Genomic DNA, 13,503 nt, shown 5'->3' with positions numbered 1-13,503 from the left:
CTAATAACAATGTGTTCAGGGATTGCCATGACGTCTACTTCTACCCCCCGCGCTCCTTTCAATCGCCTGCTGCTGACCGGTGCCGCCGGAGGCCTGGGCAAAGTCCTGCGCGAACGCCTGCGCCCTTACGCCAACGTGTTGCGCCTGTCCGACATCGCCGCACTCACCCCGGCCGTGGATGAACACGAAGAAGTCGTGCTCTGCGACCTCGCCGACAAGCAAGCCGTGCATCAACTGGTCGAAGGCGTCGATGCGATCCTGCACTTCGGCGGCGTTTCGGTGGAGCGTCCGTTTGAAGAAATTCTGGGCGCCAACATCAGCGGCGTCTTCCACATTTACGAGGCCGCACGCCGCCATGGCGTCAAGCGCGTGATCTTCGCCAGCTCCAACCACGTCATTGGTTTCTACAAGCAGGACGAGAAGCTCGACGCCACGTCTCCACGCCGCCCCGACGGTTACTACGGCTTGTCCAAGTCCTACGGCGAAGACATGGCCAGTTTCTACTTCGACCGCTACGGCATAGAAACTGTCAGCATCCGCATCGGCTCTTCGTTCCCCGAGCCGCAGAACCGCCGGATGATGCACACCTGGCTGAGCTTCGACGACCTCACGCAACTGCTCGAACGCTCGCTGTACACACCGAATGTCGGCCACACCGTGGTCTATGGCATGTCCGCCAACAAAGACGTCTGGTGGGACAACCGCTATGCCAACCACCTCGGTTTCGAAGCCAAGGACACCTCCGAGGTGTTCCGCGACAAGGTCGAAGCGCAGCCGATGCCGGCCGACGATGATCCAGCGCGGATCTACCAGGGCGGCGCCTTTGTTGCAGCAGGGCCTTTTGGCGCTTGACCGCTCGACTTGATCCCCCTCCAATAAAAACCATGGGAATGAGTATGCAAGCCGAATTGATCGTCGACGCCCGCAATGCGGTCGGTGAAAGCCCGGTCTGGGTGCCGCAGGAAAACGCGCTGTACTGGGTGGATATCCCCAACGGCGGACTGCAACGCTGGAGCGCCGACACCGGGCATGTTGCGTCGTGGAAAGCCCCGCAAATGCTCGCCTGCATCACGCCCCACCGCAGCGGTGGCTGGGTGGCCGGCATGGAAAGCGGTTTCTTTCGCCTGCACCCGCACAGCGACGGCAGCCTCGACAGCGAATTGCTCGCAACCGTCGAGCACAGTCGCCCCGACATGCGCCTGAACGATGGCCGCTGCGACCGTCAGGGGCGTTTCTGGGCCGGCAGCATGGTGCTGGACATGGGCCTCAACGCGCCTGAAGGCCGGCTCTATCGCTACAGCGCTGGGGAGTCTGGCGTGATCGAAGCGCAACTCGACGGCTTCATCGTGCCCAACGGCCTCGGCTTCAGCCCTGACGGCAAAACCATGTACCTGTCGGATTCGCACCCCAACGTGCAACTGATCTGGGCTTTCGATTACGACAGCGAAACCGGCACGCCATCGAATCGCCGAATCTTCGTCGACATGAATCATTTCCCCGGCCGCCCCGATGGCGCCGCCGTGGATGCCGAAGGTTGCTATTGGATCTGTGCCAACGACGCGGGACTGATCCACCGCTTCGCCCCGGACGGGAGCCTGGATTTTTCACTGCAAGTGCCGGTAAAGAAACCGACCATGTGTGCCTTCGGCGGCAGCGACATGAGCACCCTGTTCGTCGCCTCGATTCGCCCCGGCGACGACCATGATCCGCAATCCCTGGCCGGCGGCGTGTTCGCCCTGAAGCCTGGCGTCAAGGGCCTCGCCGAACCGCAATTCAACGATTTGCTTTAGACCCTCTGCTGCACCGCTGCGCCCTGAACACAAAAATAACAAGACTGGAGACTCACCCCCATGAACTTCAAACGCACCTTGCTCGCCGCTGCACTCCCGCTGATGTTCACCTTTGCTGGTGGCGCTCAGGCAGAAATGAAACTCAAATTTGCTGACATTCACCCCGCCGGTTATCCAACCGTAGTGGCCGAAAAATCCATGGGCGATACCCTGACCAAGGAAACCAACGGCGAGCTGACGTTCCAATACTTCCCGGGCGGCGTGCTGGGTTCGGAAAAGGAAGTCATCGAGCAGATGCAGGTCGGTGCTGTCCAGTTGTCGCGCGTCAGCCTGGGGATCGTCGGCCCGGTGGTGCCGGACGTGAACGTGTTCAACATGCCGTTCATTTTCCGCGATCAGCAACACATGCGTAACGTCATCGATGGCCCGGTGGGCGACGAGATCCTCGATAAAATCACCCACTCCGAATTCGGCCTGGTGGCTCTTGCGTGGATGGACGGCGGCACGCGCAACATCTACACCAAAAAACCAGTGCGCAAGCTCGAAGACCTCAAGGGCATGAAAATCCGTGTGCAGGGCAACCCGATGTTCATCGACATGATGAACGCCATGGGCGGTAACGGCATTGCCATGGACACTGGCGAGATCTTCAGCGCCCTGCAGACCGGCGTGATCGACGGCGCTGAAAACAACCCGCCGACCCTGCTCGAACACAACCACTTCCAGAACGCCAAGTTCTACAGCCTGACCGGTCACCTGATCCTGCCAGAGCCGATCGTGATGTCGAAAATCACCTGGGAAAAACTCACCCCGGATCAGCAGACCCTGGTCAAGAAAGCCGCCAAGGCTGCCCAGGCTGAAGAACGCGTGTTGTGGGACAAGAAGTCCGCTGCCAGTGAAGAAAAGCTCAAGGCCGCCGGTGTCGAGTTCATCGAAGTCGACAAGAAACCCTTCTACGACGCCACCGCTCCAGTACGGGAAAAATACGGCGCGAAATACGCCGACCTGATCAAGAAAATCGAAGCCGTTCAGTAACGCCCCCCGCTCGTACTTTTGAAATAGGCCCGGCGCACCTGATGACTCAGGCGCGCCCGGTTACGGTGGAACCCGATGAAGAATTTGCTGCTGCGTATCAACGACAAGATCTACATGACGTGCATCTGGGTCGCCGGCCTTTCCGTCCTGGCGATTTCCCTGATGATTCCCTGGGGCGTGTTCGCCCGCTACGTGCTCGGCACTGGCTCGAGCTGGCCTGAGCCCACGGCGATTCTGCTGATGATGGTGTTCACCTTCATCGGTGCTGCCGCCAGTTACCGCGCCGGTGCGCACATGGCCGTGGCCATGCTCACCGACCGTATGCCAGCGCAGCTGAAATCCGCAGCGGCGATTTTCTCCCAACTGCTGATGGCGGCAATCTGCATCTTCATGACCATTTGGGGCGCCAAGTTGTGCATGTCCACCTGGAACCAGTTCATGGCCGCCCTGCCCGATCTGCGGGTTGGCGTGACCTACCTGCCGATTCCGCTGGGCGGCTTGCTGACGCTGATTTTCGTCCTGGAAAAACTCCTGCTCGGTGACCAGAGCAAACGTCGGGTCGTGCAGTTCGACCTGGTTGAAGAAAGTGAAGGTGCCGTTTAATGGACGCTCTGATTCTGCTGGGCAGTTTTATCGTGTTGATCCTGGTTGGCATGCCCGTCGCCTACGCGTTGGGCGCCGCCGCGCTGATCGGTGCATGGTGGATCGACATTCCATTCCAGGCGGTGATGATCCAGGTTGCCTCGGGGGTAAACAAATTCTCGCTGCTGGCCATTCCGTTCTTCGTACTGGCCGGTGCGATCATGGCCGAGGGCGGCATGTCCCGCCGTCTGGTGGCGTGTGCCGGGGTGCTGGTCGGTTTCGTGCGCGGTGGCCTGTCACTGGTCAACATTGTCGCGTCAACCTTCTTCGGTGCGATCTCCGGCTCTTCGGTGGCCGACACCGCTTCGGTGGGTTCAGTACTGATCCCGGAAATGGAACGCAAGGGCTACCCACGAGACTTCTCCACCGCCGTGACCGTCAGCGGTTCGGTGCAAGCCCTGCTGACGCCGCCAAGCCATAACTCGGTGCTCTACTCGCTGGCTGCCGGCGGTACGGTGTCGATTGCTTCGCTGTTCATGGCAGGTATTGTGCCGGGCTTGATGATGAGCGCGTGCCTGATGGTGCTGTGCCTGATCTTCGCGAAAAAGCGCAACTACCCCAAGGGCGAAGTGATCCCGATGCGCCAGGCGCTGAAAATCGTCGGCGAAGCGCTGTGGGGCATGATGGCCATGGTGATCATTCTTGGCGGCATCCTCTCGGGGATTTTCACCGCCACTGAATCGGCAGCCATCGCGGTGCTGTGGTCGTTCTTCGTGACCATGTTTATTTATCGCGATTACAAATGGAGCGAGCTGCCCAAGCTGATGCACCGCACCGTGCGGACGATTTCGATCGTGATGATCCTGATCGGTTTCGCCGCCAGCTTCGGCTACATCATGACGCTGATGCAGATCCCGGCGAAGATCACCACGCTGTTTCTGACCCTGTCGGACAACCGTTACGTGATCCTGATGTGCATCAACGTCATGCTGCTGTTGCTGGGCACGGTGATGGACATGGCGCCGCTGATCCTGATCCTTACACCGATCCTGATGCCGGTGATTCTGGGGATCGGAGTCGACCCGGTGCAGTTCGGCATGATCATGCTGGTCAATCTGGGGATCGGATTGATAACACCGCCGGTGGGAGCCGTGCTGTTCGTCGGTTCGGCGATCGGCAAAGTCAGCATCGAAAGCACCGTCAAAGCGCTGCTGCCGTTCTACGCCGTGCTGTTCATGGTGCTGCTGCTCGTCACCTACGTGCCGGCCATTTCGCTGTGGCTGCCGCACCTGGTGTTGTAAACCGCTGAAAAGATCGCAGCCTCCGGCAGCCCTACAGAACCGCAATCTATTGTAGGAGCTGTCGAGTGCAACGAGGCTGCGATCTTATAATCGTCACGCCCGCAACAACATGTACCCCGCCACCACCAGACAGACACTGGCAAATCCCACCTGCAACGCCCGCGCCGGCACCTGCGCGCACAGCCTGCGGCCGATGATCATGCCGACGATGCTGGCGACAATGAAGGCTGCGCCCTGGTTGTCGATGCGCACGCCCGCCTGAAACGAGCCGATCACGCCGATCGCTGAAATCAGACTGATCACCATCAAGGACGTGGCGACGATACCGCGCATTTGCACATCGGTCAGTTGCTTGAAGGCCGGGACGATCAGGAACCCGCCACCGACGCCGAGCAATCCCGAGACCACACCGGTAATCGCCCCCAGAGCAGCCAGCGTGGCGGTGCATTTGGTGGTCCAGTCGAAGCGCCCGGTCTGCTCGTTGAGCATGCAGTTCTTCTGGCCCCAACTGGCATGGCCGTGATCGCTCGGTCCCGCTTGCTGACGCTCTTTACGCAACATTCGCCAGGCCACCAGGACCATCAGCAGGCTGAACAGGATCATCAGAACCTTCTCCGGCAACTGATGTGCAAAGTAGATCCCCAGCGGCGAAAACACCGCGCCCAATGCTGCGATCAATAACGCCGCACGGTAACGCACCAGACCACGTCGCAAACCGTCAATGGCCCCGATCGCCGCCGCGCTGCCGACCGCAAACAGGGCCACCGGCGCCGCTTGCGTCATCGTCCAGCCGAGCCCGAGCACCAGCGCCGGCACCGCGAGAATCCCGCCGCCCGCGCCGGTCAGGCCGAGGACCAACCCCATCACCACGCCAAACAGACTTGCCAGCAACATAGGGGTTTTCTCAGTCGATCCTGGACAGACGCGTCAGCCACTCGCGGCCCTTGAGCATGCCGTGCCAGTAGAACCACGGCAGCAGCGTCGCTTTCAGCCACCATGCCGAACGGCGGGCCACGGTCGGGTCCAGCGGGAAAGTCGGCAGCAGTTTGCCGCCATAGCCGAACTCGGCGAGGATCACCTTGCCCTTCTCCACCGTAAGCGGGCACGAGCCGTAGCCGTCGTACTTGAGCGGCAGCGGCTGTTGTTTGCGCGCGGCCAGCAGGTTCTGCGCAACGACGACCACCTGCTTGCGCACCGCCGCCGCGGTTTTCGCGTTGCTGGTGCCGCAGATATCGCCCAATGCAAACACGTCTGGATAGCGCGGATGCTGCAGGCTGTGCGGATCGACTTCGCACCAACCGCCGGCATCGGCCAGCGGGCTCTGGGCGATGAAATCCGGCGCGACTTGTGGCGGCACGACGTGCAGCAGATCGAAGGTTTTTGCCACGCGGCTGACATTGCCGTCGGCGTCCTTGACGTCAAACCACGCGGTTTTCGCCGGGCCGTCGACCTTGACCAGATTCGAGTTGAACGCCAGTTGCGCGTCGTACTGTTCGATGTACTTCATTAGCGGCGGCACGAAGGTCGGCACGCCAAACAGTGCGGCGCCGGCGAGATTGAATTCAACATTGATGTTGTGCAGCACCGCGCTTTTGCGCCAATGGTCGCAGGACAGGTACAGGGCTTTTTGCGGCGCGCCGGCGCATTTGATCGGCATCGCCGGCTGGGTGAACAGCGCCCGGCCGTCGCGCAGTTTCTGCACTTGATCCCAAGTGTATTGGGCGTGTTGATAGCTGTAGTTGGAAGTGACGCCGTGCTGACCGAGGCTTTCCTGCAAGCCTTCGATTTTCTCCCAAGCCAGGCGCAGGCCGGGGCAGACGATCAGGTTCTGATAGCTGACGGTGCGTTGATCGTCGAGGGTGAGCTGGCGGCTTTGCGGGTCGATGGCGCTGACGCTGGCCTGAATCCAGGTCGCCTGTCGCGGCATGACTTTGCTCATCGGTCTGACGGTGTCTTTCACATCGAAAGCGCCGCCGCCGACCAGCGTCCATGCCGGTTGGTAGTAGTGCTGTGAGCTCGGTTCGATCACGGTGATGTTGAGATGCGGGTCACGCTTGAGCAGGCTGGCGACTAGACCGATGCCGGCCGTCCCGCCGCCGATGACCACGATGTCTGCACTGATGGATGGGCCCCAGTGTTGATCGTTCATTGCTTGTTCCTTTTGCTGCACGCAAGGGTTTCAGTCTTCACACCTCAAAGCAGTGTGGGAGCGGGCTCGCTCGCGAAGGCGTCGTGTCAGGCAAAGAATGTTCGACTGACACGCCGCTTTCGCGAGCAAGCCCGCTCCCACGACTGAAAAGGTGTGATAGCTGGCATTTATGGCTGTTCCCAGCTTTTAAGAACCGCTCCGCAATAAAGCCCCGAGAGGGTTTTCATCACCTGGATTACTTCGTGACTGGCCAGGCCGTAGAAAATGTATTTGCCTTCCCGGCGAGTCGCGACCAGCCCTTCGTCGCGCAAGATACCCAGTTGCTGGGACAGCGTCGGCTGGCGTACGCCGGTCATCGTTTCCAGCTCGCCGACGTTGCGTTCGCCTTGAGTCAGTTGGCAGAGAATCAACAAGCGATCCTCATTGGCCAGCGCTTTGAGCAGCGCGCAGGCTTTGGACGCCGAGGCGCGTAGTTGGGCGACTTCACATTCGGTCAGACTGGATTGCATTTGCACGAGGCCTTGAAGGTCACTTAAGCTGCGAACATTATGTTTTTACATAAACTGTTGCAACCCGAAATTCCCCAGCACAGGTTTCTGCCATGCCCGCCCTGATTGAAGCGTTTCTCGACCCCGCCTCCTCGACCTACAGCTATGTGGTCTACGAAGCCGACGGCGGGCATTGCGCAGTCGTCGACCCGGTGCTCGATTACGACGGAGCCGCCGGGCGCACCGGCACTGTGCAGGCGGACAAGATTGTCGCGTTCGTGCGGGCACACCGCCTGCAGGTGCAGTGGTTGCTGGAAACTCACGCTCACGCCGATCACCTGTCAGCCGCGCCTTATTTGCGTCGGGAGCTTGGCGGCAAGATCGCCATTGGCGAATCGATCAGCAAAGTGCAGAACGTGTTCAAAGCGCTGTTCAATCTCGAGCCGGAATTTCGCGTCGATGGCTCGCAGTTCGATCACCTGTTTGCACCGAATGAGTCGTTCATGATCGGCAATCTCAAGGCCACTGCCCTGCACGTGCCCGGCCATACCCCAGCGGACATGGCCTATCTGATCGACGGTGAACAGATCCTCGTCGGCGACACGCTGTTCATGCCCGATGTCGGCACCGCACGCTGCGATTTCCCCGGCGGCAATGCGCAGCAATTGTTCAAATCGATCCAGAAGCTGTTGGCTTTCCCGGCCAGCGTGACGCTTTACGTCTGCCACGATTACCCGCCCGAGGGCCGCGCCTCACAATGCCGGACCACGGTCGGCGAACAGCGCAAAAACAATATTCATGTACACGACGGCATCGATGAAGCGGCGTTTGTCCAGATGCGTAACCAGCGTGATGCCGGGCTTGGAATGCCGACGTTGCTGCTGCCGGCCATTCAGGTAAATGTGCGCGCGGGAAACCTGCCAGCGGCCGAAGACAACGGCGTTGTGTACTTGAAAATCCCGCTCAACAAACTCTGACACACGACATCGCAGCCGGTCCGCTTCATCCCCCGCGTGTCACCAGCTTTCGGTGGCAATCGGCCGGAGTCAGCACTGCGCCGGCCGCCGAACGCACCGCTATGGTTTCGACGGGCTCGGCCCGCTCGTTGTCGAGCAACACCGAATGCTCCTCGCCTTGCGCGAACAGGAAGCGCTCGCCCCACTGGCGCAGGCTGACGACGATCGGAAACACCGCGCGGCCCATGTCGGTGAGCACGTATTCCTTGTAAGCACTGCCGTCGGACGCCGGTTGAATCTGCAATACACCGAGCTCGGCGAGCATTTTCAGTTTGACCGAGAGGATGTTCTTCGCCAGGCCCAGTCGCTTCTGGAATTCGCTGAACCGGCGTACGTCATCGAACGCATCGCGAATGATCATCAAGGCCCAGCGATCGCCGATCGCTTCAAGGGTCCGGGCGACGGGGCATTCGCTCTGAGCCAGTAATTGCTGTCGGGCCATGTTGCTCCTGGGGTGGTCGCTGAATGTGGTTGCATTTAACAACTCGAATGGATAAAGATCAATGCATCGGTCTCGTTTCAAAACCACATTACGAGGATGCAAGGATGCCCTGCCAGACGCAAACCCTGATCACTGCGCACACCGCAGCTGACAGCACAATGATTGGCCTGAGTCGCCTACAGACGTTTCTCTTTGCAATCACCTGCGCCATGGCCGTGGCCAACGTTTACTTCGCTCAGCCGTTGCTCGAAACCATGGCGCAAAGCCTCGGTGTTTCATCCGGTGCAATCGGCGTTGTCGTCACAGCCACACAAGCCGGGTATGCCCTCGGCCTGTTGTTCATCGTGCCGCTGGGTGATCTGCTCGATCGCAAGAAACTCATCGTCAGCCAATTGCTGTTGTCGGCGGTGGCGCTGTGTGCAGTCGGCTTGGCCGAGAGCTGGGGCGTGCTACTCGGTGCGATGGCGTTGGTAGGTCTGCTGGCGGTGGTGGTGCAAGTAGTGGTCGCCTGCACCGCCAGCCTGGCGAGCCCGGATGAGCGTGGTGCAGCCGTGGGCACCGTCACCAGCGGCGTGGTGCTCGGCATCCTGCTGGCGCGTTTCGCCTCCGGGGTAGTTGCCGATCTGGCGGGCTGGCGCGCTGTCTATCTGGTCTGTGCAGCACTGATGGTCGGCATGGCGCTGCTGCTATGGCGTACCCTGCCCGCCACGGCGAAACCTCCCGCGCAGCGCGGTTACTGGCGATTGCTGCGCTCGGTGTTTCAATTGTTTTTGACTGAGCGCGTATTACGCATCAGAGGCACGTTCGCCCTGCTGATCTTCGCCGCATTCAGCGTTCTGTGGACATCGATGGTGCTGCCACTCAGCGCGCCGCCACTGTCGCTGTCGCATACGCAGATCGGCCTGTTTGGTCTGGCCGGGGTGGCGGGCGCGCTTGCCGCTGCGCGGGCCGGGCATCTGGCGGATCGGGGTTTGGGCAATCGCACCACCGGCATCGCCTTGGCAGTGTTGACCCTGTCCTGGCTGCCTATCGCGCTTGTCGAGCATTCGCTGCTGGCGATGGCCGTTGGCGTGATCCTGCTCGACTTCGCCGTGCAAGCAGTGCATGTGACCAATCAGAGCCTGATCTTCGCCGCACGACCCGACGCCCAGAGCCGACTGGTCGGCGCTTATATGTGTTTTTACTCGGTAGGCAGCGGCTTGGGCGCCATCGCGGCGACCTATAGCTACGCGCTGTTTGGCTGGGTGGGGGTGTGCACACTGGGCGCCGGGATCAGCACTGTTGCGTTGGTGTATTGGCTCTGGCTGGCGCGGGGTTGTTTGCGCGACTGAACGCCTGTGGGAGCGAGCCTGCTCGCCCCCACAGGTTTTTACCAAGGGAGCTACTTGCCCTCCTCGGGCTTTTCGGTCTGCATTTGCACCGACGGCTTGCTCTTGTCGCTGTCCTTGTTGGGTGCGTCGTTGGAGTCAAAGCAGCCGCTCAACAGAAACATTGAACAGAGCCCCAGACATGCACAGATTTTTTTCATGACGATCTCCTGTCAGCAGTGGTATCGCTACCCGGTTCAAGCTTGACCTTGATCCATCCGGATTGATGTTGATCAAACGCCTTGAATGCGGAAATCGCATCAGTCAACGGCTCATCCTGAGTCAGCACTTTCCCAGGATCGACGCGCCCGGCCAGGGTCATTTCGATCAGCTTGGGAATGTATTTGCGGTGATGACAGTTGCCCATGTTGATGCGTACGTTCTTGTTCATCGCCTCGCCGATCGGGAAGCTGTCGAACCCGGCGGGATAGACCCCGATGATGGAAATCGTGCCGGCCTTGGCCACAGCCTTCACCGCCCATTCCAGCGCTTGCGACGGCGCGTCTCCGGGTTGCCACTGCGCAGGGTGATGATGGCCGTGATGGCAATGGTTAGCGTCGATGCCCACGGCTTCGATCACGCGATCCACGCCAATTTCCGCCGTCAAGCGAGCGATGGTTTCAACTGGATCTTCTTTTTCGAAGTTGATGCACTCGGCACCCAGCGCTTGAGCGCGAGCGAGGCGATCATCCAGCCCGTCAATGGCGAACACGCGACCCGCGCCCATCAGCTTCGCGCTGATAATCGCAAACAGTCCGACCGGCCCACAGCCGAACACTGCCACCGTGTCGCCGTCCTTGATTCGCGCCATGTCGGCGCCAAACCAGGCTGTAGGAAATATATCCGACATGGCGATTGCCTGGTCGTCGGTGATGGCATCCGGCAGTTTGATCAGGCCGATGTTGGCAAATGGAATTCGCGCTTTTTCGGCTTGCAGGCCATCGAACGGCCCGGTGGTTTTCGGCCCGCCGAAGAATGAAGTGCCAGCGGTTTTTCCGTTGGGGTTGGCCACATCGCACTGGGCGAAATAGCCGGCACGGCAGTACGAGCAATTGCCGCAGGCAATGGTCGAAGGAATCAGCACGCGGTCGCCAATCTTGAGATTACGCACGTCTTCGCCAAGCGCTTCGACGATGCCCACGCCTTCATGTCCGAGAATCGTACCGGGCTGCATGTCCGGCGCGCTGCCACGAATGAAATGCAGATCGGTGCCGCAAATAGCCGATGCGGTGAGCCTGACAATGGCATCGGTTGGCGCTTGAATGGTTGGCTCGGGCACATCGTCCAGCCGAATATCACCGACGCCATGAAATACAACAGCTTTCATCGTTCACCTCCAATTTTCCGGATGGCGCTAATCCGCGTTCTCAGCCCTTGCTGTGCTCCGGCGACGAAGGCCCTTCCTTGACGCCGCGCGGGCCAGCGATGCCCCACACGATCAGGCCGAGCACCGGGAACACGATCAAGCCGATCGCCCAGGCGGCTTTGACGCCGACGCTCTTGTTGCTGCGAAACACGCTGACAATCGCCCACAGGTCGACCAGCAGAATGATCACCGCCACGGCGATGGAAAAATAACTCGCTGCCTCGTTCATTTCGCGATCCTCCAATGACTGGTAAGGATTGGGCTTTAGGGGCGATTGAGCGTTCAAAAAAATTGCCGGCGAACATCACCGGCGGCTCAACCTTTTCCTGAATCCTGCGGGATCACCGAAATCTTGCCGTTGCGTTCGATGATTGCGAATTTGATCTGCTCAATCGTTTCAATGCCTTGGCTGGAGCGGGCCGCCTCCATGATATCCGCCTCGACCAGCCGCGCATGGCGCAGCCGTCGGTGCAACAGCTTGCCATTCTCGACAATGATCGTCGGCTCGCCATCGATTAGCCGCGACACCCAGCCGGAACGTTGCTTGAGCAGGGAAAAACCGACATCCACGGCGATCAGCGTGATGATCACCAGAAACGCGTTGGTCAGCGAGAAATCATCGCCCAGCAATGCTTGCTGGGTGGCTTCGCCGATGATCATCAGCAAGACGAAATCAAACGTCGTCAGCTCGGCCAGCGAACGCCGGCCGGCAATTTTGAACAGCACCATCAGTGCCAGATACATCGCGAGTGCGCGCAAGACCGAATCCATGGGTCACCTATGGATAAATGAATTGATTGAGCTTCACGTCGCTCGAGCCGGGCATGCGGATATGGCTGCGAAACAGGCCCAGTCCGTCGCCGCGCAGCGTCAGGTAAAGCGTTGCCTGGCCCTGCGCATCCGCCTGCAACCACAGGCGCATGCCCTGTTTTGAGCTACGCATGCGCACTGGCGCCGGCTGCAGCGTTTCAATGCTGAAGCCATCGAGCAGTTCGCCGCCGATGTCCAGTTCGACGGTGGCTTCAGGCGCCACATGCACGCTGAGTTTCAGCGGATTGGTCGAGCCGTTGCGGTGGAACATCTCGTATTCGACCTGAACCCTGCCATCGGCGCTGCGGGCGTCCTGCGAACTCAGCACACCACGGGAAAACAGCCCCAACAGGCCCAAGAGCATGCACACCACCAACAGGTACCAACCGATGTGTTCGAAGCGCCAGACCTTCAGTTGATAAGCCATGTCCTCCTGTACCGGGAACTGCCTGCTACGCAGATCGGGATGGTCAGTATCATCCTTCATTGGCGCCACCCTCCTTCACCGCGCAAGGCACGACGGTGAAAATCCGGCAGTTGCTGCAAGGCGAATTCCGAGGCTCGGGTCTGCACTTCGCTGCGTGACCCGGGAAACCATTGCTGGGTGCTGAACAGAAAATGTCGCTGATCGAACTGAAATGCCCAGGCGAAACATACCGTTCCCGCTTTGATCCCATCCATATCGTCGGGACCGAGAATGCCGGTGGTGGCGACTGCTACATTGGCCGTGCTGTCGCGCAGCGCACCGATGGCCATTTCACTGGCGACTTCAACGCTGGTCAGGTTGAAGGTTTCCATGGTCGCCGGGCTGACGTGCAGCAAGCGCTGCTTGGCCTGCGGCGAATAGACCACGTAACCGCATTCGATCAGTTTGCCGCTGCCGGGCACTTCTGACAGCAGCATGACGATTTCCCCCGCCGTACAGGACTCGGCGGTGGTGATCATCAACGACTGTTGACGCAGGTATTCAATCGTTTCCTTGGCAATGGACATGGCGTGCTCTCGAAGCTGTTATTGCCGGTTGACCGTGCGCTGCGCTGATCATTCCGCTGGATTGGATGAGCGTATGAAGCCTCTTGCAGAGAAAGTTTTCCGCCCTGTCCAGCGCGATCACCTACCCTCATAGACTGTGTGAACCACTTGAGTCCGCCGTCCCC

17 protein-coding genes are annotated in these 13,503 nt (G+C 60.0%); 7 read left to right on the top strand and 10 right to left on the bottom strand.

The window, feature by feature from the left end; translation table 11 throughout:
• Positions 1–27: 27 nt before the first annotated feature.
• The 5 genes from ACIGDJ_RS14175 (at position 28) to ACIGDJ_RS14155 (ending at position 4,708) form a co-directional block, all read left to right on the top strand.
• The gene (locus tag ACIGDJ_RS14175; protein WP_397478882.1) at positions 28–852 is read left to right on the top strand and encodes an NAD-dependent epimerase/dehydratase family protein; all 825 of its coding nucleotides are present in this window, start codon (positions 28–30) and stop codon (positions 850–852) included.
• Positions 853–896: 44 nt separating this feature from the next.
• A complete protein-coding gene (locus ACIGDJ_RS14170) occupies positions 897–1,790 on the top strand; it encodes an SMP-30/gluconolactonase/LRE family protein (protein ID WP_397478883.1) in 894 nt (297 codons plus the stop codon).
• A gap of 60 nt (positions 1,791–1,850) precedes the next feature.
• Positions 1,851–2,825 (top strand): TRAP transporter substrate-binding protein, encoded by a 975-nt coding sequence (locus tag ACIGDJ_RS14165; protein ID WP_313004747.1) that lies wholly within the window; start codon positions 1,851–1,853, stop codon positions 2,823–2,825.
• Between the two features lie 75 nt (positions 2,826–2,900).
• A complete protein-coding gene (locus ACIGDJ_RS14160) occupies positions 2,901–3,428 on the top strand; it encodes a TRAP transporter small permease (protein ID WP_101155260.1) in 528 nt (175 codons plus the stop codon).
• Entirely contained in the window at positions 3,428–4,708 is a 1,281-nt protein-coding gene (locus ACIGDJ_RS14155) for a TRAP transporter large permease (RefSeq protein WP_397478884.1), read from the top strand. The genes ACIGDJ_RS14160 and ACIGDJ_RS14155 overlap by 1 nt, the downstream gene beginning before the upstream one ends.
• 93 nt (positions 4,709–4,801) lie before the next feature.
• Here ACIGDJ_RS14155 and ACIGDJ_RS14150 read toward each other — a convergent pair whose 3' ends face one another.
• The 3 genes from ACIGDJ_RS14150 to ACIGDJ_RS14140 all read right to left on the bottom strand — a co-directional run bounded on the left by ACIGDJ_RS14150 (position 4,802) and on the right by ACIGDJ_RS14140 (position 7,366).
• On the bottom strand, positions 4,802–5,602 hold the full coding sequence (locus tag ACIGDJ_RS14150; RefSeq protein ID WP_101155264.1) for a sulfite exporter TauE/SafE family protein: 801 nt from the start codon (positions 5,600–5,602) through the stop codon (positions 4,802–4,804).
• 10 nt (positions 5,603–5,612) lie between these two features.
• Positions 5,613–6,857 carry an FAD-dependent oxidoreductase gene (locus ACIGDJ_RS14145; protein ID WP_397478885.1) on the bottom strand — a complete coding sequence of 415 codons (1,245 nt, stop codon included), beginning with the start codon at positions 6,855–6,857 and terminating at the stop codon, positions 5,613–5,615.
• Between the two features lie 167 nt (positions 6,858–7,024).
• Positions 7,025–7,366 (bottom strand): helix-turn-helix transcriptional regulator, encoded by a 342-nt coding sequence (locus ACIGDJ_RS14140; RefSeq protein ID WP_008086967.1) that lies wholly within the window; start codon positions 7,364–7,366, stop codon positions 7,025–7,027.
• Between the two features lie 92 nt (positions 7,367–7,458).
• Between ACIGDJ_RS14140 and ACIGDJ_RS14135 the strand changes: the two genes are divergently transcribed.
• Positions 7,459–8,322, top strand: a complete 864-nt coding sequence (locus tag ACIGDJ_RS14135; RefSeq protein WP_397478886.1) for an MBL fold metallo-hydrolase — start codon at positions 7,459–7,461, stop codon at positions 8,320–8,322.
• 25 nt (positions 8,323–8,347) lie between these two features.
• Here the strand turns inward: ACIGDJ_RS14135 and ACIGDJ_RS14130 are convergent, their stop codons facing one another.
• The gene (locus tag ACIGDJ_RS14130; protein ID WP_101155272.1) at positions 8,348–8,803 is read right to left on the bottom strand and encodes a helix-turn-helix domain-containing protein; all 456 of its coding nucleotides are present in this window, start codon (positions 8,801–8,803) and stop codon (positions 8,348–8,350) included.
• A 158-nt stretch (positions 8,804–8,961) separates the two neighbouring features.
• On the opposite strand from ACIGDJ_RS14130, the gene ACIGDJ_RS14125 reads away from it, so the two are divergent.
• Positions 8,962–10,134, top strand: coding sequence for an MFS transporter (locus ACIGDJ_RS14125; RefSeq protein ID WP_313004950.1), 1,173 nt, complete (start codon positions 8,962–8,964; stop codon positions 10,132–10,134).
• A 50-nt stretch (positions 10,135–10,184) separates the two neighbouring features.
• Here the strand turns inward: ACIGDJ_RS14125 and ACIGDJ_RS14120 are convergent, their stop codons facing one another.
• From ACIGDJ_RS14120 to ACIGDJ_RS14095, 6 genes are all read right to left on the bottom strand, one after another.
• The gene (locus ACIGDJ_RS14120) at positions 10,185–10,331 is read right to left on the bottom strand and encodes a hypothetical protein (protein ID WP_178081127.1); all 147 of its coding nucleotides are present in this window, start codon (positions 10,329–10,331) and stop codon (positions 10,185–10,187) included.
• A complete protein-coding gene (locus tag ACIGDJ_RS14115; RefSeq protein ID WP_101155275.1) occupies positions 10,328–11,497 on the bottom strand; it encodes a zinc-dependent alcohol dehydrogenase in 1,170 nt (389 codons plus the stop codon). The genes ACIGDJ_RS14120 and ACIGDJ_RS14115 overlap by 4 nt, the downstream gene beginning before the upstream one ends.
• A 40-nt stretch (positions 11,498–11,537) precedes the next feature.
• Positions 11,538–11,765: a PLD nuclease N-terminal domain-containing protein gene (locus ACIGDJ_RS14110; protein ID WP_024012535.1), complete on the bottom strand. Its 228-nt coding sequence runs from the start codon at positions 11,763–11,765 to the stop codon at positions 11,538–11,540.
• Between the two features lie 86 nt (positions 11,766–11,851).
• Positions 11,852–12,307: a DUF421 domain-containing protein gene (locus ACIGDJ_RS14105; protein ID WP_101155277.1), complete on the bottom strand. Its 456-nt coding sequence runs from the start codon at positions 12,305–12,307 to the stop codon at positions 11,852–11,854.
• Positions 12,308–12,314: 7 nt separating this feature from the next.
• Positions 12,315–12,833, bottom strand: coding sequence for a hypothetical protein (locus ACIGDJ_RS14100; RefSeq protein ID WP_101155279.1), 519 nt, complete (start codon positions 12,831–12,833; stop codon positions 12,315–12,317).
• Complete coding sequence (locus ACIGDJ_RS14095) at positions 12,830–13,339, bottom strand: CinA family protein (RefSeq protein WP_101155281.1); 510 nt, start codon at positions 13,337–13,339, stop codon at positions 12,830–12,832. The genes ACIGDJ_RS14100 and ACIGDJ_RS14095 overlap by 4 nt, the downstream gene beginning before the upstream one ends.
• Between the last annotated feature and the right edge of the window lie 164 nt (positions 13,340–13,503).

The sequence above is a fragment of the Pseudomonas sp. NPDC079367 genome (assembly GCF_044542195.1).
Classification (GTDB): Bacteria; Pseudomonadota; Gammaproteobacteria; order Pseudomonadales; family Pseudomonadaceae; genus Aquipseudomonas.
Note: the sequence above shows the minus strand (reverse complement) of the source record. Positions and strands in the feature narration are given on the sequence as shown.